The sequence below is a fragment of the Planomonospora parontospora genome, assembly GCA_014647935.1.
In the GTDB taxonomy this organism is placed as follows: Bacteria; Actinomycetota; Actinomycetes; order Streptosporangiales; family Streptosporangiaceae; genus Planomonospora; species Planomonospora parontospora.
Genome location: BMQD01000003.1, coordinates 275,406 through 292,067, shown reverse-complemented (window position 1 = coordinate 292,067; position 16,662 = coordinate 275,406). Strand labels below are relative to the sequence as shown.

Annotated in this window: 16 protein-coding genes and 1 pseudogene; 9 read left to right on the top strand and 8 right to left on the bottom strand. The window is 72.4% G+C overall.

The features are described 5' to 3' along the window. Positions 1-7: 7 nt before the first annotated feature. The 4 genes from alr to IEZ07_RS06760 all read right to left on the bottom strand — a co-directional run bounded on the left by alr (position 8) and on the right by IEZ07_RS06760 (position 3,682). The gene (gene alr / locus IEZ07_RS06775; protein WP_239319559.1) at positions 8-1,135 is read right to left on the bottom strand and encodes an alanine racemase; all 1,128 of its coding nucleotides are present in this window, start codon (positions 1,133-1,135) and stop codon (positions 8-10) included. Next, positions 1,132-2,634 (bottom strand): NAD(P)H-hydrate dehydratase, encoded by a 1,503-nt coding sequence (locus tag IEZ07_RS06770; RefSeq protein WP_191893963.1) that lies wholly within the window; start codon positions 2,632-2,634, stop codon positions 1,132-1,134. The genes alr and IEZ07_RS06770 overlap by 4 nt, the downstream gene beginning before the upstream one ends. A gap of 10 nt (positions 2,635-2,644) precedes the next feature. Further along, positions 2,645-3,004 (bottom strand): holo-ACP synthase, encoded by a 360-nt coding sequence (locus tag IEZ07_RS06765; RefSeq protein ID WP_068896575.1) that lies wholly within the window; start codon positions 3,002-3,004, stop codon positions 2,645-2,647. 234 nt (positions 3,005-3,238) lie between these two features. Further along, entirely contained in the window at positions 3,239-3,682 is a 444-nt protein-coding gene (locus IEZ07_RS06760) for a hemerythrin domain-containing protein (protein WP_191893962.1), read from the bottom strand. A gap of 271 nt (positions 3,683-3,953) precedes the next feature. Here IEZ07_RS06760 and IEZ07_RS35485 point away from each other — a divergent pair, with 271 nt between their 5' ends. Beyond that, positions 3,954-4,829 carry a hypothetical protein gene (locus IEZ07_RS35485; RefSeq protein ID WP_239319562.1) on the top strand — a complete coding sequence of 292 codons (876 nt, stop codon included), beginning with the start codon at positions 3,954-3,956 and terminating at the stop codon, positions 4,827-4,829. A 444-nt stretch (positions 4,830-5,273) separates the two neighbouring features. On the opposite strand, the pseudogene IEZ07_RS36260 reads toward IEZ07_RS35485, so the two are convergent. Next, positions 5,274-5,456: pseudogene (locus IEZ07_RS36260) on the bottom strand (hypothetical protein); the annotation flags it as partial. A gap of 111 nt (positions 5,457-5,567) precedes the next feature. Here IEZ07_RS36260 and coaA point away from each other — a divergent pair. The 8 genes from coaA to IEZ07_RS06715 all read left to right on the top strand — a co-directional run bounded on the left by coaA (position 5,568) and on the right by IEZ07_RS06715 (position 13,916). After that, positions 5,568-6,503, top strand: a complete 936-nt coding sequence (gene coaA / locus IEZ07_RS06750; RefSeq protein ID WP_191893961.1) for a type I pantothenate kinase — start codon at positions 5,568-5,570, stop codon at positions 6,501-6,503. Between the two features lie 98 nt (positions 6,504-6,601). After that, positions 6,602-7,507: an ABC transporter ATP-binding protein gene (locus IEZ07_RS06745; protein ID WP_068896573.1), complete on the top strand. Its 906-nt coding sequence runs from the start codon at positions 6,602-6,604 to the stop codon at positions 7,505-7,507. After that, on the top strand, positions 7,500-8,411 hold the full coding sequence (locus IEZ07_RS06740; RefSeq protein ID WP_191893960.1) for an ABC transporter permease: 912 nt from the start codon (positions 7,500-7,502) through the stop codon (positions 8,409-8,411). Before IEZ07_RS06745 ends, IEZ07_RS06740 begins: the two co-directional genes overlap by 8 nt. Further along, entirely contained in the window at positions 8,408-9,322 is a 915-nt protein-coding gene (locus tag IEZ07_RS06735; RefSeq protein ID WP_191893959.1) for an ABC transporter ATP-binding protein, read from the top strand. Before IEZ07_RS06740 ends, IEZ07_RS06735 begins: the two co-directional genes overlap by 4 nt. Beyond that, complete coding sequence (locus IEZ07_RS06730; RefSeq protein ID WP_068896569.1) at positions 9,323-10,039, top strand: ABC transporter permease; 717 nt, start codon at positions 9,323-9,325, stop codon at positions 10,037-10,039. A 171-nt stretch (positions 10,040-10,210) separates the two neighbouring features. Further along, positions 10,211-11,443 carry a sensor histidine kinase gene (locus tag IEZ07_RS06725; RefSeq protein WP_191893958.1) on the top strand — a complete coding sequence of 411 codons (1,233 nt, stop codon included), beginning with the start codon at positions 10,211-10,213 and terminating at the stop codon, positions 11,441-11,443. Positions 11,444-11,904: 461 nt separating this feature from the next. Further along, positions 11,905-13,302 (top strand): vanadium-dependent haloperoxidase, encoded by a 1,398-nt coding sequence (locus IEZ07_RS06720; RefSeq protein WP_204054283.1) that lies wholly within the window; start codon positions 11,905-11,907, stop codon positions 13,300-13,302. 257 nt (positions 13,303-13,559) lie between these two features. Further along, complete coding sequence (locus IEZ07_RS06715) at positions 13,560-13,916, top strand: hypothetical protein (protein ID WP_191893956.1); 357 nt, start codon at positions 13,560-13,562, stop codon at positions 13,914-13,916. Between the two features lie 171 nt (positions 13,917-14,087). Here the strand turns inward: IEZ07_RS06715 and IEZ07_RS06710 are convergent, their stop codons facing one another. The 3 genes from IEZ07_RS06710 to rpsI all read right to left on the bottom strand — a co-directional run bounded on the left by IEZ07_RS06710 (position 14,088) and on the right by rpsI (position 16,643). Beyond that, on the bottom strand, positions 14,088-14,624 hold the full coding sequence (locus tag IEZ07_RS06710; RefSeq protein ID WP_191893955.1) for a hypothetical protein: 537 nt from the start codon (positions 14,622-14,624) through the stop codon (positions 14,088-14,090). 125 nt (positions 14,625-14,749) lie between these two features. Next, positions 14,750-16,117, bottom strand: a complete 1,368-nt coding sequence (gene glmM / locus IEZ07_RS06705; RefSeq protein ID WP_191893954.1) for a phosphoglucosamine mutase — start codon at positions 16,115-16,117, stop codon at positions 14,750-14,752. A gap of 1 nt (position 16,118) precedes the next feature. Further along, positions 16,119-16,643: a 30S ribosomal protein S9 gene (rpsI, locus tag IEZ07_RS06700; protein ID WP_068896564.1), complete on the bottom strand. Its 525-nt coding sequence runs from the start codon at positions 16,641-16,643 to the stop codon at positions 16,119-16,121. Positions 16,644-16,662 lie beyond the last annotated feature (19 nt).

The window sequence follows — 16,662 nt, the reverse complement described above, 5'->3', positions numbered from 1 at the left end:
ACCCCCTTTACCGGTAAACGCGCGGTACGCGTGAACCGATCCCGGTCACGATCTCATACGTGATCGTGCCGAGGGAATCCGCCCATTCCTGCGCGGTCGGCTCGCCCCGCGAACCGTCGCCGAACAGGACCACCTCGTCTCCCTCCGTCACCGGGTCGTCTCCCACGTCGATCACGAACTGGTCCATGCAGACCCGACCGGCGATCCGCCGCCGGCGGCCTCCCCCGAGCACCTCCGCCCGGTTGGTGGCGTGCCGAGGGATGCCGTCCGCATACCCGAGGGGGACAAGGCCAAGCGTGGTTTCACAATCTGTGACATAAAGGTGCCCATAGGACACTCCGGAACCCTCCGGCACCCTCTTGACCAGCGCGAGCCTCGCCACCAGCGTCATCGCCGGGCGGAGCCCGAAATCCCCCAGCTCCGGGATCGGGCTCAGGCCGTAGACCGCGATGCCCGGCCGGACCATGTCGTAGCGGGCGCGCGGGACCGCCAGCGCCGCCGCGGAGTTGGCGATGTGCCGGATGACGTGCGAACCTCCCGCCCCCGCCTTCTCCGCCACGGCCAGCGCCTCGTCGAAGGCGTCGAGCTGGGCCGCGACGGACGGGTGGCCCGGGATGTCGGCGCAGGCGAGGTGCGACCAGAGGCCGGTGATCTCCACGGTCCCCTCCGCCTGCCGGGCCAGCGCCCGGTCCAGCAGCGCGGGCCAGTCCGCGGCGGTCGCGCCGCCGCGGCCGTTGCCGGTGTCGGCCTTCAGGTGCACCCGGGCCGGGCACCCGGCCCGGCCCGCCGCCTCCGCGATCTCGTCCACCAGCCACGGCGCGCCCGCGGCCAGCTCCACGTCCCGGGCCACGGCCTCCTCCAGCGGCTCCCCCGGTGGGATGAGCCACGACAGGACCGGCGCGGTGACGCCCTCGGCCCGCAGCGCCAGAGCCTCCCGGACGGAGGCGGTGCCGAGCCGGTCGGCGCCGCCCTCCAGGGCCGCCCGCGCGCAGGCCGCCATGCCGTGCCCGTAGCCGTCCGCCTTGACCGTGGCCATGACCTGGGCACCGGACGCCCTGTCCCGCAGCAGCGCGGCGTTCGCCCGGATCGCCGAGAGGTCCACCCGCGCCTCGGCAGGGGTCATCGGGAAGCTCATCCTTCCAGTTTGGCAGCTCCGTCCTCGTGCCGGAGCCCGTTCACCACCCGCCTCACCGCGCCCGGAAGCGCCTCCGCGACGTCCCCCGCGGCCAGCGGCCCGTCCTGCCCGGCGACGCCGTGCAGGTACGCCGCGCACGAGGCCGCGTCGTAGCAGTCCAGCCCGGCCGCCAGCAGTGCGCCCGCGAGCCCGGCCAGCACGTCGCCGGTGCCGCCGGTGGCCAGCCAGGGGCTGCCGGTCGGGTTGACCCGGACCGGCCGTCCCTCCTGCGCGACCAGCGTGGTCGACCCCTTCAGCAGCACGGTCGCGCCCAGCTCCGCGGCGGCCCGCCGCACGTGCTCCAGCCGCCGCTCCTCGATCCGCGCCCGGTCCACGCCCAGCAGCCGGGACAGCTCTCCCGCGTGCGGGGTGAGCAACGTCGGGGCGTCGCGCCGGAGCAGCGACCGGTCCTCGGCGAGCAGCGTCAGGCCGTCGGCGTCCACCAGCACCGGGAGATCGCCCGCCAGCACCGACCGGGCCACCGCGAACGCGTCCGCGTCCGTGCCGAGCCCGGGCCCGAGCACCCACGCCTGCACCCGGCCCACCCCGCCGACCCCCTCGCCCGGAGCCAGCTCGGTGACCACGGCCTCCGGCCAGCGGGCCCGCACCCCGGCCACCGGCTCGGCCGCGCCCGCGTACCGCACCATGCCCGCCCCGCCGCGGACCGCGCCCCCCACGCACAGCACCGCCGCGCCCGTGTAGCGGCGGCTCCCGGCCACGATCCCGACGACCCCCCGGCGATACTTGTCGGACCGGGCGTCCGGCCGCGGCAACAGCAGCGCGACGTCCCCGGCGGTCAGCGCGACCACACCGGCGTCCGGCAGGTACGGCTCCAGCCCGATGCCGACCGGCTCCAGCCGGCCCGCGTACCCCGCGCCCGGATCGACCAGCAGCCCGGCCTTGAGCGCCCCGAAGGCGACCGTGACGTCCGCCCGGACCGCCTCCCCCTCGACCCGCCCGTCGTCCGCGTCCACCCCGCTCGGCACGTCCACCGCGACGACGGGGCAGGCGGCGCCGGCGGTGATCCGCGCCAGCGTCGCGTACGGCTCCCGCAGCGCCCCCGTCCCGCCGATGCCGACCAGCCCGTCCACGACCAGGTCCGCCGCGTCGGCCAGCGCCCGGACCCGCTCGAACCGGCCGTCGAGCACCCGGCCGCCGGCCCGGCGCAGGGCCGCCAGCCCGGCCGAGTGCACCCGCGACCCGGCCAGGACCGCGTCCACCCGCGCGCCGCGGGCCGCCAGCCGGGCCCCGGCGTACAGGGCGTCGCCGCCGTTGTCGCCGCCGCCCACCAGCAGCACGACTCGCGTGCCATACACCCGGCCGGCCGTGCCGCCGAGCGTCCGGGCGCAGACCACCGCCAGCCCGGCGGCCGCGCGTTCCATCAGCGTGCCCTCGGGCAGCGTCGCCATCAGCGCCGCCTCGGCCGCCCTGATCTGGTCAGAGGTGTATGCCGTCCGCATTCCGCCCAATCTACGGGGCCCGGCCCTCCGCGATCACGTAGGCGACCGCGACGCCCCCGTCATGGGTCAGCGAGACGTGCCAGCGGACCACGCCCAGGATCGCGGCGACCTCGGCGGCCCGGCCGGTCACCCGCAGCTCCGGACGGCCGTGCTCGGCGGTCACCACCTCGGCCTCCACGTGGAGCAGCCCGGGCGGGGCCCCCAGCGCCTTGGCGACGGCCTCCTTGGCCGCGAACCGCGCGGCCAGGGACTCCAGCCGCAGCTCGCGCTCCCGCTCGGTGAACAGCCGCGTCCGCAGCGCGGGCGTCCGCTCCAGCGTCGCCCCGAACCTGGCCACGTCCACGACGTCCACACCGATCCCCACGATCACCCGCCCAGGCTAACCGGCCGCCGCGAGGGTTCCCTCCCGGTCTCCCGTGTCCTCCCCTGTCCTCCATCCGCCGCGCACCCGGGTCCTCCGTCCGCCGGCCGCCGCGCACCCGGCCGACGGCCGGTCCGGCCCTCCCCGTCCGGAACCCGGCCGCCGGGAGGCACACGGTCCGCGGGGGCGGGGACCGTGCGCCTCCCGGCGACCGGGGACCGGGGACCGGGGACCCGGAGCGTCTCATCCGCCGACGGGCTGCTCAGGGGTGATGCGGTCCCAGGCCGAGATCGGCAGCATGATGATCGACGCGGGGAACAGGCCGTGCTCCTCGTGGTCGATGTGGTGGTGCAGCTTCCCGATCGCCTCCAGCACGGCGGGCCAGTCCGGGTCCTGCCGGTCGATCCCGCCGAACACCCCGTGGATGTCGTCGTGCTCGGCGCAGAGCCGCTCGACCTCCTCCGCCAGCGACCCCTCCTCGCGCAGCTCGGCGAAGAGCCCGCTCTCCTCGGTCGCGGTGTGCGGGAGCAACTGCGCGAGCAGCTCGTCCAGGAGCGTCCCGGCGTCGCCGTACCGGCTCTCGTTGATCGCCCGGCGCAGCGCCCCGGCGGTCTCCCCGATCTCCCAGTGCTCCTGGGAGAGCCTGCCGATCAGCGGGAAGTCCCGGCAGCCGCAGTAGTTGCACATCGTGTGGTCCTCCGGTCCTGGCCTGTGACCCCAGGATGCCCCTCCGGAACCCCCGCCCGGCAGAGGAGGCGGTCCCGGACCGGCAGGGCCGTTAGTCCACTCCTCGCCCGCCCGGGAGCCGTACGGCGGGCCGCCTCCGGAACCGGAGTGTCACCCCCCCTTGCCGACGGTCTGCACCGTTTCCTCACACCTGGACACCAAAATCTCGATCTTCGTCTGAGACGATCGCCTCTCGCGACCGCACCGCTTCCGCAACGAGGACGGGACCTTCATGAAACGACGGATCGGCTTCGCAGCCCTCGCACTGGTCATGTCCGTACCGGCCGCCGCCCTTCCCGCGTCCGCGCAGGCCGCCTCCCCGGATCCGGCTCGGGCCGTCGAGCGCCAGTTCCGTCCCGGACGGGGCGTCGAGCTGACCGAGGTCGCACGGTCGTCCGCCGGAGATGAACCGTCCTCGTTCACCTTCCGGAGCCGCGGCAGGATCCAGTTCGGTTCCCCGGGTCCTGTCGCCTCAGACTCCACCCTGCGGATGGACCCCACCCCGGAGGCCAGGAAGAATCTGGAGAACGATCTCGGAGAGGGGTTCCTATCCGGCCTGTTCGACCCGGAGGACAGGATCGTCGTCAAGAACCGGCTGCACACCTCCGGCGGCGTCTACGGCAGCGTGCTCCCCGCCGGGAAGAGCTGGTTGCGGATGAAGCAGCCCGCCAGGGCCACCGACCTCGGCATTCAGCCGATCAACGTGTTCGACCCGGCGGTGTTGCGCTCCCTGCTGAAGGACTCCTCCGGGAAACCGTTCTCCGGCGGCCGCTTCTACCGGGGCACCGTGAGTCGCGCGGAACTGCGCAGGACCGCGGGCACGACCCATGGCTCCACCCCGGCCGCCGGAGGGAAGGCGAAGATCTCCTGGCGGCTCTGGACCGATGCCGCCGGCCTGCCCAGTCGCATGTCGACCGTCGAGAGCGTGGGCAAGGGCAAGATATCGATGACCTTCAGGACCGACACCCGCTACACCGGCTGGGGGTCGGCGGTCGTCGTTCTCCCCCCGCCCGCCGACCAGGTCATCGACGAGGAGGACCTGCCCGGCGATCTGCCCGAGTACAAGGAGCCCGTCGACACTCTGTCGTCCCTGTCCCGGCGCGGCTGAGCGTCCTACGGCAGTCCGCCGCCGCCCCGTGACGGCGCGGCGGTGCGGGGCGAAGCCGAAGACCTCGCCGCGCCGGGTCAGGCCGCGCAGGTAGTTGTCACCACCAGCTCGCACAGCACCAGGGTGCCCCGCGGGCTGGTGGTGACGTTGTCGGGGAGGTCGAGGACGACCGAGCCGGGAGACTCGTAGACCAGCCGCAGCAGGCCGCTCCACGTCTCGTACGCCCAGACCTGCCCCCGTCCTCTGCCGAACCCGCCGGGCGGGCTGTCGCCGGAGGCGGTCGCGCCGCCCTGGGTGGAGACGAAGTAGATGGTGCCGTGGTGGCGGACCGCCCCCTCCAGCCGGGGAGAACAGCGCCTCGCTCCTGACCCGCCCCTGGTTCCCGACGGCCTGGATCGCGGTGTCGTTGCTCGGCCTGCCGGTGAACTCCGGGTCGGGGTCCTCGATGTCCACCCAGGAGGTCCGGTAGCGGACCTCAGCCGGCTGCCCGAGCGAGAGGTCCCTGCCCGGCTCGCCCCGTACGGCGAGCATCTGGAGCCGGCCACCGTCCAGGATCCGCCCGGCGCGCAGCGGATGCCTCGGCGGCAGGTGGCGGTAGAAGCCCGAGGCGAAGGCGAAGTTGTCCTCAGTGAGGTAGACCGCCCCGCTCGACGGGTCGAACGCGGCCGACTCGTGCGCGAACCGCCCGGCGGAGCCCGGCGGCGGGGCGTGTCCGACCGGTCAGTAGGCTTTCGGACCATGGCAGGTGGGTGGGACGCGGCGGTGCCGTACGTGGAGCTGAGCCGGGAGCAGTGGAGCGAGCTCCGCAAGAACACTCCCCTCACGCTCACCGAGGACGAGCTGGAGGAGCTCCGGGGCGTCGACGACCCGATCGACCTGGCCGAGGTGACCGACGTCTACCTGCCGCTGACCCGGCTGCTCAACCTGCACTTCACCGGGGCCAGGCAGCGCAACGCCGCGGTCAACACCTTCCTCGGCGCCGGCCGGGAGCCCGCGCCGTACATCCTCGGCATCGCCGGGAGCGTCGCGGTCGGCAAGTCCACCACCGCCCGGCTCCTGCACACCCTGCTGGCCCGCTGGCCGGAGCACCCGCGGGTCGAGCTGATCACCACCGACAGCTTCCTGTACCCGAACAGGGTCCTCGCCGAGCGGGACATCATGCACCGCAAGGGCTTCCCGGAGAGCTACGACCGGCGGGCCCTGGTCAGGTTCGTGGCCGACGTCAAGGCGGGGCTGCCCGAGGTGACCGCGCCGGTCTACAGCCATCTGGAGTACGACATCGTGCCGGGCGCCGTGCAGACCGTGCGCCGGCCGGACATCCTCATCGTCGAGGGCCTCAACGTCCTGCAGCCCGCCCCGCCGACCGCGCTGGCGGTCAACGACTACTTCGACTTCTCGATCTACGTGGACGCCAAGGTCGAGCACATCCGCGACTGGTACGTGGACCGCTTCCACAAACTCCGCCGCACCGCCTTCGAGGACCCCAAGTCCTACTTCCGGCATCTGGCCGAGATGTCGGACGCGGAGGCCACCGCGTTCGCCAGGGACATCTGGCGCGACATCAACGAGCGCAACCTCGTCGAGAACATCGCCCCCACCCGGGGCCGCGCCGGCCTCGTGCTCCGCAAGGGCGCCGACCACTCGATCAGCCGGGTACGGCTGCGCCGCGTCTGACCCCTGCCCGGATCAGGGTTCTCCCCGACCTTACGGACGAGGGTCGGGTCGTCCGGACGGCCGAGGCGGCGGCGGCCCCCGGCGGATATCGTCCGATCATGACTATCCTCGCCACCGAGGGGCTCAGCAGGCGATTCCCCCGGGTGACGGCACTCGACCGGCTCACCGTCACCGTGGGTCCCGGGGTGACCGGACTGGTCGGCGCCAACGGCGCGGGCAAGTCCACGCTCATCAAGATCCTGCTGGGCCTGCTCGAACCCTCCGAAGGGGCCGCGCAGGTGCTCGGCATGGACGTGACGGCGCAGGGCGCCGAGATCCGCCGGGTCGTGGGCTACATGCCCGAGCACGACTGCCTGCCCCCCGACCTGTCCGCCACCGAGTTCACCGTGCACCTGGCCCGGATGTCCGGGCTGCCGCGCACCGCCGCCCGTGAGCGCGCCGCCGACGTGCTGCGCCACGTGGGGCTGTACGAGGAGCGCTACCGTGCGATGGGCGGCTACTCCACCGGCATGAAGCAGCGGGTCAAGCTGGCCCAGGCCCTCGTGCACGACCCGAAGCTGGTCTTCCTGGACGAGCCCACCAACGGGCTCGACCCGCAGGGCCGCGACGAGATGCTCGCCCTGATCCGCCGGATCGGCACCGAGTTCGGGATCAGCGTGCTGGTCACCTCCCACCTCCTCGGCGAGCTGGAGCGGATCTGCGACCACGTCATCGTGATCGACGGCGGCACGCTGCTGCGCTCCTCCGCCATCTCCGAGTTCACCCAGACCACGCGGACCGTCACGGTCGAGGTCGAGGAGGGCCGGGACGTGCTCGCCGCGCACCTGGCCGGACTGGGTGAGACCGTCACCGCCGCGGGCCGCACGCTCCTCGTCGAGGTGCGCGCCCCGGAGACCTACGACACCGTCCGCGACGCCGTCTGCGACCTCGACCTCAGCCTCATCCGCATGGAGCAGGGCCGCCAGCGCATCGAGGACGTCTTCAGGGAGCCCGCCGATGTCTGACCTCTCACCCGGGACCCCGAGCCTCGGCGGCGCCCCCGCGGGCGTCATCCACGACATCGGGTACCGCCACTACGACGGCCCGCGCACCGGCCGCGGACCCGCCACCGCGGCGCTGGCGGTGCACACCCTGCGCGGGGTCTTCGGCCTCGGCCGCCCGGCCCGCGCGAAGATCATCCCCTTCCTGCTGGTGGGCACCATGATGCTGCCGGCCGTGGTCTCCATCGCGGTCATGGCGGTGGCCAAGCAGAAGATGGCCGGCTACACCGAGTACGCGGTCATCATGCAGGCCGTGCTCGCGATCTTCCTCGCCGCGCAGGCGCCGTACACCGTGGCGCCCGACCTGCGCTTCCGCGTGCTGCCGCTCTACCTGTCGCGCCCGGTGACGCTCTGGGACTACGTCGGGGCGAAGCTGGCGGCGATGGCGGCCGCGATGTTCCTGCTGCTGGCCGTACCGCTGACCACGCTGTTCATCGGGGAAATGGTGGTGGACCTGCCCGGTCCCCCGGACACCGGCGGCTACCTGACGAGCATGGCGGGCGCCGTCTGCTACGCGGTGCTGCTGGCCTGCGTCGGGGTGGCGGTCGCCTCGTTCACCCCCCGGCGCGGCCTCGGCGTCGCCGCGGTCATCGCGCTCTACCTGCTCGCCTCCGGCGTCTCGACCGTCGTCGCCGCGGTGATGGAGTCGGTCAACGACTACGACGCCGCCGCCTGGGCCTGGCTGATCAACCCGTTCTTCCTCGTGGACGCGGCCGTCCAGGTCGGGATCTTCGGCGCCGAGCCCTCCGCCCCCGGTTCCTACCCGACCGGGATCGGCGTGGCGGCCGCGATCACGATCATGCTCGGGTTGATCGCACTCTCGGTGACCGCCCTGGTCATCCGCTACCGGAAGGCGGCCTCGCGATGAACATCGAACTGGCTCAGGTCTCCCGCTGGTACGGCAACGTGGTGGCGGTCAACGACGTCACCATGACCATCGGCCCCGGCGTCACCGGCCTGCTCGGCCCCAACGGCGCGGGCAAGTCCACCCTGCTGCACATGATGGCCGGTTTCCTCGCCCCCTCGGGCGGGACCGTGACCCTCGACGGCACCACGATCTGGCGCAACCACGACGTCTACCGCTCGATCGGCCTGGTGCCCGAGCGCGAGGCCGTCTACGGCTTCCTCACCGGCAGGCAGTTCGTGCTCTCCAGCGCCAGGCTCCACCGCCTGCCCGACCCGGAGGGCGCCGCGGGCAAGGCGCTGGCGCTGGTCGAGATGGAGGGCGCCGCCGACCGCAGGATCGAGACCTACTCCAAGGGCATGCGCCAGCGGGTGAAGGTCGCCGCGGCGCTGGTGCACGACCCCGCGGTGCTCCTGCTGGACGAGCCGTTCAACGGCATGGACCCGCGCCAGCGCATGCACCTGATGGACCTGGTCCGCTCCATGGGAGCGGAGGGCAGGACCGTCCTGTTCAGCTCGCACATCCTGGAGGAGGTGGAGCGCGTCGCCCAGCACATCGAGGTCCTGGTCGCCGGCCGGCACGCCGCCTCCGGCGACTTCCGCGAGATCCGCCGCCGGATGACCGACCGGCCGCACCTGTTCCGGGTCCGCTCCAGCGACGACCGCCGCCTTGCCTCGGCCCTGATCGCCGACGCCTCCGCCGGGTCCGTCTCCCTCACCGAGGCCGGCCTGGAGGTCCACGCGGTGGACTTCCGGCGCTTCACCCGGCTGCTGCCCCGCCTGGCACGGGACGCGGACGTGCGGATCTGGCAGGTCTCCCCGGCCGACGAAGACCTGGAGAGCGTCTTCTCCTACCTGATCAACAGGAGCAGCTGAATGAACGGTGTCATCGCCGAGATCTCCTACCGGGCGCTGCTCGGCCGCCGCCGGGTCTGGCTGCTCGTGCTGCTCCCCGCGGTGCTGCTCGCCCTGGCCGTCCTGCTGCGCGTGGTCGACGCCGGCGGGGAGCGGGCCGCGGTCATGCTCCTGCAGACCTTCGCCGTCGGCACCATGCTGCCGCTACTGGGCCTCATCGCGGGCACCGGTGTGATCGCCCCCGAGATCGACGACGGGACGGTCGTCCACCTGCTGGCCAAGCCGATCTCCCGGCCGGTGATCGCGCAGACCAAGTTCCTGGTCGCCGCCTCGGTCGTCGCGGTCTTCGCCGCCGTGCCGACCTTCGCCGCCGCCTACCTGCTGATCGGCCTGGAGTCCGGGGTGGCGTCCGGCTTCGCCCTGGGCGCCCTGATCGGGGGCGTCGCCTACGCGGCGGTGTTCATGCTGCTGGGCACGGTCACCCGGCACGCGGTCACGATCGGCATCGCCTACGCGGTGATCTGGGAGGGCGTGGTGGGCAACTTCGTCCCCGGCGCCCGCCGGTTCTCCATCCAGCAGTGGGCCCAGACGGTGGCCGACCAGGTGTCGTCGTCCGCCTTCCTCACCACCGAGATCACGCTCGGCTTCGCCGCGGCGGCCCTGCTGCTCGTCACGGCCGGAGCCGTCGTCTGGGCCGGACAGCGCCTGCGGAGCTTCTCGCTCACCGGCGACGAGTGAGCCGTCGTCTGAGCGGGACAGCGCCTTCGGGGCTTCTCGCCTGGCGAGTGAGCCGTACGGCCCCTCGGCCGGCTCGCCACCACGCGCTCACCGCCGACGGGTGAGCCCCGCGCCCTCTCGGGCGGTTCATCGCCCGAGAGGCGATCGGCCCGGTTTGGTTAGCATGCGCAGATGCGGGCGACGATGGCGGCACTGGCGGGCCGTGCGGGCAGGACGAGCCCTCACACGGTGGACGCGGTGCTCGCCGTCGCGCTCACCGCGTTCACGCTGGTGTGGGAGGCGAACGACCGCAGCGGCGGGTGGCGGGGGCCGGACGCGGTATCCGTCGCGCTGACCTGCGCGGCCAATCTTCCCGTCGCCGTGCGCAGGCGGGCCCCGCTGACCGTGCTGCTCGGCTGCGTCGCCGCCGCCGCGGTCCACCACGCGCTGGGCTACCGGCCCAGCGCGGACAACTTCTCCTGCCTGTTCGCCCTCTACACCGTCGTCGTCCAGCGCCCGCTGCCGACCGTACTCGCCGGAGCGGGCCTGGCGACGGCGCTGTGGTGGTGGGCCGGGGTCATGGCCGAAGACGGCGCGGTGCTGCTCAACGCCGCCCAGGGGCTGGCCTTCGCGGTGGCCACCTGCACGTTCGGACTGGGCAACCGCAGACTCGCCGATCGCAACCGGCGCCTGGCCGAGCTGACCGAGCAGCTCCGGCAAGAACAGGAGGACCGCGAACGGCGGGCGGTCACCCGGGAGCGGGTGCGGATCGCCCGCGAGCTGCACGACATCGTGGCCCATCACATCTCGGTGATGTCGGTGCAGGCCGGCCTCGGCTCCTACGTCGTGGACTCCGACCCCCGGACGGCCCGGGAGGCGCTGACCACGATCGCCGACACCGGGCGTGAGGCCATGGAGGAACTGCGCCGCCTGCTGTCCCTGCTCCGCGTCGACGACGGCGGCAGCGGTGACAACAACGGCGGCAGCGGCGACGGCGAGAAGTACGCCTCCGCACCCGGGGTCGGGCGGCTGGGCCCGCTCGCCGAACGGCTGAGGGCCGCCGGCGTGCCGGTGGACATGCGGATCACCGGCGCGCCGCGGCCCCTGCCACCGGGGCTGGATCTGTGCGTCTACCGGATCGTCCAGGAGTGCCTCACCAACGTGCTCAAGCACGCCGGCCCCGCGCGGGCCGAGATCACCCTGGCCTACGGCGCGGACGAACTGACGGTGCGCGTCGCCGACGACGGCCGCCCGCCCGCCCGGCCTGGGGCGTCCCGCGGGCACGGCCTGGTCGGCATGGCCGAACGCGTCAAGCTGTACCGGGGGACGATCGGTCACGGCCCCCGGCCGGACGGCGGCTTCGAGGTCGTGGCGGCGTTCCCGCTGGTGCCCGCCTCCGGGGGAAGCCGGTCCGCGGCCCCTTGACGGCAGGACTCGCACCCGGTGACGGCACTCGTCGTCGGCGGTCGGCGTCCTGCCCGTACCGGCCGCACCGGTCCACGCGGTCCCCCGACCCGGACCAGTGGACGAGGCCGCCGTCGAAGAGGTGACCGGGGACATCGCGGCGGCCGCCACCGCCCGGTTGAAACGAGCCGGTTACCGCGCCGGTTGCACACGGGCTCATGACTACCGTCAAAGTCACGGTGAATGTCAATCCCATGATGGATGTGCGAGTTGATCTACCTACGGTTTCCTTGCGGCATCACTCACCCGCCCGCGGCGGGCCTCGCGAGGCTTGCAGCCGTATGCGAGCCCATGCGGAGCACGCAGGAGGAAATTGCATGCCGACCAAGCGCGATGCCGAATCGAGATCCACCTACGGAGCCGCCGTTCCGCGCCGGACGCCCAGTCGGTCCGGGAGAACGAGAGGACCCGGCCGGGCGACGGTGGCGCTCACCGCCGCGCTGCTGGCCGCGGTCGCCGCGGTGCCCGTCGCACCGGAGCCCGCGGCGGCGTCCGCGCCGAACTACGTCGGTGATCCGACGCATTACTGGAACACCACGCTGCTCCAGGTCTTCCGCGAGCTCAACGGCCCGGACGCGGCACCGGGCAGGCTGGCGCGAGCCGCGGCCATGATGAATGCGGCGATCTTCGACGCCGAGACCATGTACCACGACAAATGGCGCACCAGGCGTTATGAGCCGTACCTGAAGGCGGGCAGTTACTTCTCGTTCATCGAGACTCCGGACGAAGAGGAGCGGGTGATCGGACGTACGGCCTACAACGTGCTCCTGGACCTCTTCGGCCCCGGCACCAACCCGAACAGCCCTGATCAGACCAGCTACCTCGACCGGCGCTTCAGGGAACGATTCGGAACGGAGCCCACCGCGGACGACTACCTGGACATCCAGGTCGTCAACTCGGTCGTCACCAGGATGCGGAACTTCCGTGCGAACGACGGCTCCACCGACGCTACGGTCTACACCTTGGACAACGAGCCCGGCGCGTGGCGTCCCACCGGCGCTCCGGGAAGTTCCTGCAGCACGGCCGGTGATGCGGTGACGCCCCGCTGGGGAGAAGTCCGGCCCTTCGCCATCTCCTCCGGCTCGAAGTACCGACCGGCGACACCGCAGGCGTTCTCCACCTACCGGGAGCTGCTGAGCAGTCCGGCCTACGCCGCCCAGGTCGACCAGGTACGCCGGCTGGGCGGGACCGCTTCCACCGCGGCGACCCCCAGCGAACGCACCGTCGAGCAGACCGCGGCCGCCTGGTTCTGGTCCAACGACCTGGACGGCACCTACAAGCCTCCGGGGCAGCTGCTCGACCACACCCGCCTGGTGGCCGAACAGCGCGGGGTCTCCGGCAAGTACGAGAACGCCCGGCTGTTCGCCCTGGTCTCGCTGGCGTTGGCCGACGCCTCCATCGCCGGGTGGGACGTCAAGTACCGGACCCCGATCGACCTGTGGCGACCGGAGTCGGCGATTCGGGACGGAGAGCTGGACCGCGACTGGCAACCGCTCTCGGCCGACCGCAACGGCACCCACTTCTCGCCGTGCTTCCCGGCGTGGGCTTCCGGCCACGCGACCTTCGCCGGAGCCTGGGCCGAGATCATGAAGAAGTACTTCGGCACCGACGCCGTCACTTTCACCGTCACCACCGAGGATCCGCACGCGCCGGTGCGGAGCAAGACCTTCACCAGCTTCCGGCAGGCCGCTCAGGAGAACGCCGACAGCCGCGTCTACCTGGGAGTGCACTATCCCTGGGACTCCACGGACGGCCTGGAACTCGGCAGGAGGATCGCGGCGGACGTCTATGCCGGCAAGCTGACGCCCATCGCCCCCTAGAGGAGCCGACGCGGCCGCACCGCCCGCAGAACGGCCCGCCCATCCAGCACACCGGTCGGCCGGATCGGCACCGCGGCGACCGCTTCGCGGTGCCGTCCCCTCCCCGAGCAGATCATCCCTGACGGCCCGAGCCGTCAAGCGGGGAAGGGCCGATCCGCCAAGGACCCGCCCTCGCCGTCTCGTTCCGATCCGGCAATTCGCGCCATCCCCATTGAAGATCATCGACTCCTTCCGACTCCGAACCCAGGAACTGCAGAATGACATTCACCAGTCGCTTCCGTACGTCCGCGGTCGCCGTCACCCTGCTCGCCGTCACCTCGGTCTGCGGGGGCTGCGGCGCCGGAGGAGCAACGGCGGCACAGATCTGCGACATGGCCGCAGAGCTCCACGGCAAGGTGGACGACGTTCCCGCGGACGTTCAGGACCGACATCTCGGAGAGTGGCATGACCTGATCGACACCGCTGTGGGCGCCGACGACTCCGGACTGGCCGCCTTCGGCGAGCACCTCGACAGGGAGGAGCGCCAGGACGTCTCCTCGGCACGGGTCGAGGATCTCCGGGAGTTCGCCTGCGAGGGCGAAGTGCCCCGGGAGCTCACCTCCCCCGAACCGTGAACGGGTACGGCCCGCACGGAGCACGTGCGGGCCGCAGAGAACGGGTACGGCCCGCACGGAGCACGCGCGGGCCGCAGAGAACGGGTACGGCCCGCACGGAGCACGCGCGGGCCGCAGAGAACGGGTACGGCCCGCACGGAGCACGCGCGGGCCGTACGGGGACGGGGGCGGTTACGCCGGGAAGTCCTTCGGGTTGACGCCGGTGGTGCGGGCGTTGCCGCCCCTGACCGGGTTGAGGGTCAGCGTCCAGATGGTGGCGCTGGTGGAGGTCGTGGTGAACCTCAGCCGGTCGTCGAACTTCTGGTAGGAGGCACCCCGGGCGAACCGGCCCTTGGAGACGCTGAACCGGTAGCCGCTGGTGAAGAAGATCCGGTAGGTGCCGTCACGGACGTCGTTGACCTTCGCGGTCGACCGGGCCCGGACGTAGACGCTGATCGCCTTGGTCCTCCCCCGGACGAGGGTGACCACCGCATCCCGCGACGTACCGTTCTTGATCTTCAGGGTACCCTGGCCGCCGCTGATGCGGTCGTAGAGGATCCTGCCGTTACGGGGCCGTGCCGCCGCCGCCGGCATCGCCGTCCCGGCCGTCTCGGACCAGGAGACCGTTGCGGTCGTGGTGGAGGGCGCGGCACTGGCCGGTGCTGCGGTGAAACCGGTCAGAAGTGCGGAGGCAAGGACCACTCCCGCGAGGGGACGTAGAGAGACCATGTCGGCAAATATGTCGAATTCACGGTCGACTCGTCAACGCGGTTCCATCTTCCGGGAACGTTCCGGAGCCCTTCCACCGGAGCGGGACCGGCCCCCGCGAAGGGCACCGGTCCTGCTCATCGGGGTCACACGCAGGCCGTACGGACGACGTCCGCCAGGCGGCCCGCCATCTGCTCGGCCTGTTCCGCCGAAGCCGCCTCGACCATGACGCGGATCATCGGCTCGGTGCCGCTCGGCCGGATCAGCACCCGGCCGGTCTCGCCGAGCTCCCTCTCCGCCTCGGCCACGGCCGCGGCCAGCTCCGGCACCGAGGCCTTCGCTCGGTCCACGCCCTTGACGTTGATCAGCACCTGCGGGAGCCGGGTCATCACCGAGGCCAGCTCCGCCAGCGGCCTGCCCTCGCGGACCACGGCCGACAGCAGGTGCAGCGAGGTCAGCAGGCCGTCCCCGGTGGTGGCGTGGTCGAGCATGATCACATGTCCGGACTGCTCGCCGCCGAGGTTGTGGCCGCTCTCCCGCATGGCCTCCAGGACGTAGCGATCGCCCACCGCGGTCTCGATCACTTCGATCCCGGCGTTCCGCATCGCCAGCTTGAAACCCAGGTTGGACATGACCGTGGCGACGACGGTGTCACCCGCCAGGCGGCCTTCGGCGTGCATGGCCACGGCCAGCACGGCCATGATCTGGTCGCCGTCGATCACCTCGCCGGTGTGCGCCACCGCCAGGCAGCGGTCGGCGTCGCCGTCGTAGGCGATCCCGACGTCCGCGCCCCGGGAGACCACGATCTGCCGGAGCTTGTCCAGGTGGGTGGAGCCGACCCCGGCGTTGATGTTCAACCCGTCGGGCCGGGCCCCGATGGTCTCGACCTTCGCCCCGGCCCGGATCAGCGCCTCGGGGGCCACCACGTGGGCGGCGCCGTGGGCGCAGTCGAGGACGACGCTCAGGCCGTCGAGCCGGCCGGGCAGGGTGGACAACACGTGGGACACGTAGCGGTCGGCCTCGCCGTACGCCTCGCGCACGCGGCCGACCGCGGCGCCGACGGGGCGGTCCCACTTCTCGCCGAGGCGCTGCTCGATCTCGTTCTCCACCGCGTCGGGCAGCTTGAAACCGCCGCGGGCGAGGAACTTGATCCCGTTGTCCGGGGCGGGGTTGTGGGAGGCGGAGATCATCACGCCCATGTCGGCTCCGAGAGCCGTGGTCAGGTATGCGACCGCCGGGGTGGGCAGCACGCCGAGCCGGAGGACGTCCACGCCGGACGACGCGAGGCCGGCGACCACCGCTGCCTCCAGGAATTCTCCTGAGGCGCGGGGATCCCGGCCCACGACGGCGATCGGGCGGCCCGGTGAGGCACCGGACCGCCCGTCGGCGGCGCTGAACGCCCCGGCGTCGCCGAGGACATGAGCTGCGGCCACGGACAGGTCCATGGCGAGCTCGGCCGTGAGGTCGCGACCCGCGACCCCACGTACCCCGTCGGTGCCGAAAAGGCGCCCCAACTTAACGCTTGCTGTACTGGGGGGCCTTACGGGCCTTCTTGAGACCGTACTTCTTGCGCTCGGTGGCGCGGGCGTCACGGGTCAGGAAGCCGGCCTTCTTCAGCGGCGCGCGGTTGACCTCGACGTCCAGGACGGCCAGCGCACGGGACAGGCCCATGCGCAGGGCGCCGGCCTGGCCGGTGACGCCGCCGCCGTCGATGCGGGCGATGACGTCGAACTGGTCCTCGGCGCCGAGCGTCACGAAGGGCTCGTTGACGATCTGCTGGTGGACCTTGTTCGGGAAGTAGACGTCAAGCGGGCGACCGTTGATCGTCCACTTGCCGGTGCCCGGCACGATGCGCACGCGGGCGACGGCCTCCTTGCGGCGGCCGGTGCCGTACGAGTTGCCCACGGTGATGGGCTTGCGCACGGCCTCGCCGCCGGCGGCGGCGGAGGACTCGCTGGTGTACTCGGAGGGGAACTCCTCCGCGTTGTAGTCGTCCAGCTCGCCCTCGACGGGCGTCTCGACACCGGTGGGCTCAGCCACGGTTCTCCTCAAACTTTCC

Excerpts from the sequence above, each read along its gene's own strand:
- alr (WP_239319559.1), bottom strand. The coding sequence starts at position 1,135 with ATGAGCTTCCCGATGACCCCTGCCGAGGCGCGGGTGGACCTCTCGGCG.
- IEZ07_RS06770 (WP_191893963.1), bottom strand. The coding sequence starts at position 2,634 with ATGCGGACGGCATACACCTCTGACCAGATCAGGGCGGCCGAGGCGGCG.
- IEZ07_RS06760 (WP_191893962.1), bottom strand. The coding sequence starts at position 3,682 with ATGTGCAACTACTGCGGCTGCCGGGACTTCCCGCTGATCGGCAGGCTC.
- IEZ07_RS35485 (WP_239319562.1), top strand. The coding sequence starts at position 3,954 with ATGAAACGACGGATCGGCTTCGCAGCCCTCGCACTGGTCATGTCCGTA.
- coaA (WP_191893961.1), top strand. The coding sequence starts at position 5,568 with ATGGCAGGTGGGTGGGACGCGGCGGTGCCGTACGTGGAGCTGAGCCGG.
- IEZ07_RS06745 (WP_068896573.1), top strand. The coding sequence starts at position 6,602 with ATGACTATCCTCGCCACCGAGGGGCTCAGCAGGCGATTCCCCCGGGTG.
- IEZ07_RS06740 (WP_191893960.1), top strand. The coding sequence starts at position 7,500 with ATGTCTGACCTCTCACCCGGGACCCCGAGCCTCGGCGGCGCCCCCGCG.
- IEZ07_RS06735 (WP_191893959.1), top strand. The coding sequence starts at position 8,408 with ATGAACATCGAACTGGCTCAGGTCTCCCGCTGGTACGGCAACGTGGTG.
- IEZ07_RS06730 (WP_068896569.1), top strand. The coding sequence starts at position 9,323 with ATGAACGGTGTCATCGCCGAGATCTCCTACCGGGCGCTGCTCGGCCGC.
- IEZ07_RS06725 (WP_191893958.1), top strand. The coding sequence starts at position 10,211 with ATGCGGGCGACGATGGCGGCACTGGCGGGCCGTGCGGGCAGGACGAGC.
- IEZ07_RS06715 (WP_191893956.1), top strand. The coding sequence starts at position 13,560 with ATGACATTCACCAGTCGCTTCCGTACGTCCGCGGTCGCCGTCACCCTG.
- IEZ07_RS06710 (WP_191893955.1), bottom strand. The coding sequence starts at position 14,624 with ATGGTCTCTCTACGTCCCCTCGCGGGAGTGGTCCTTGCCTCCGCACTT.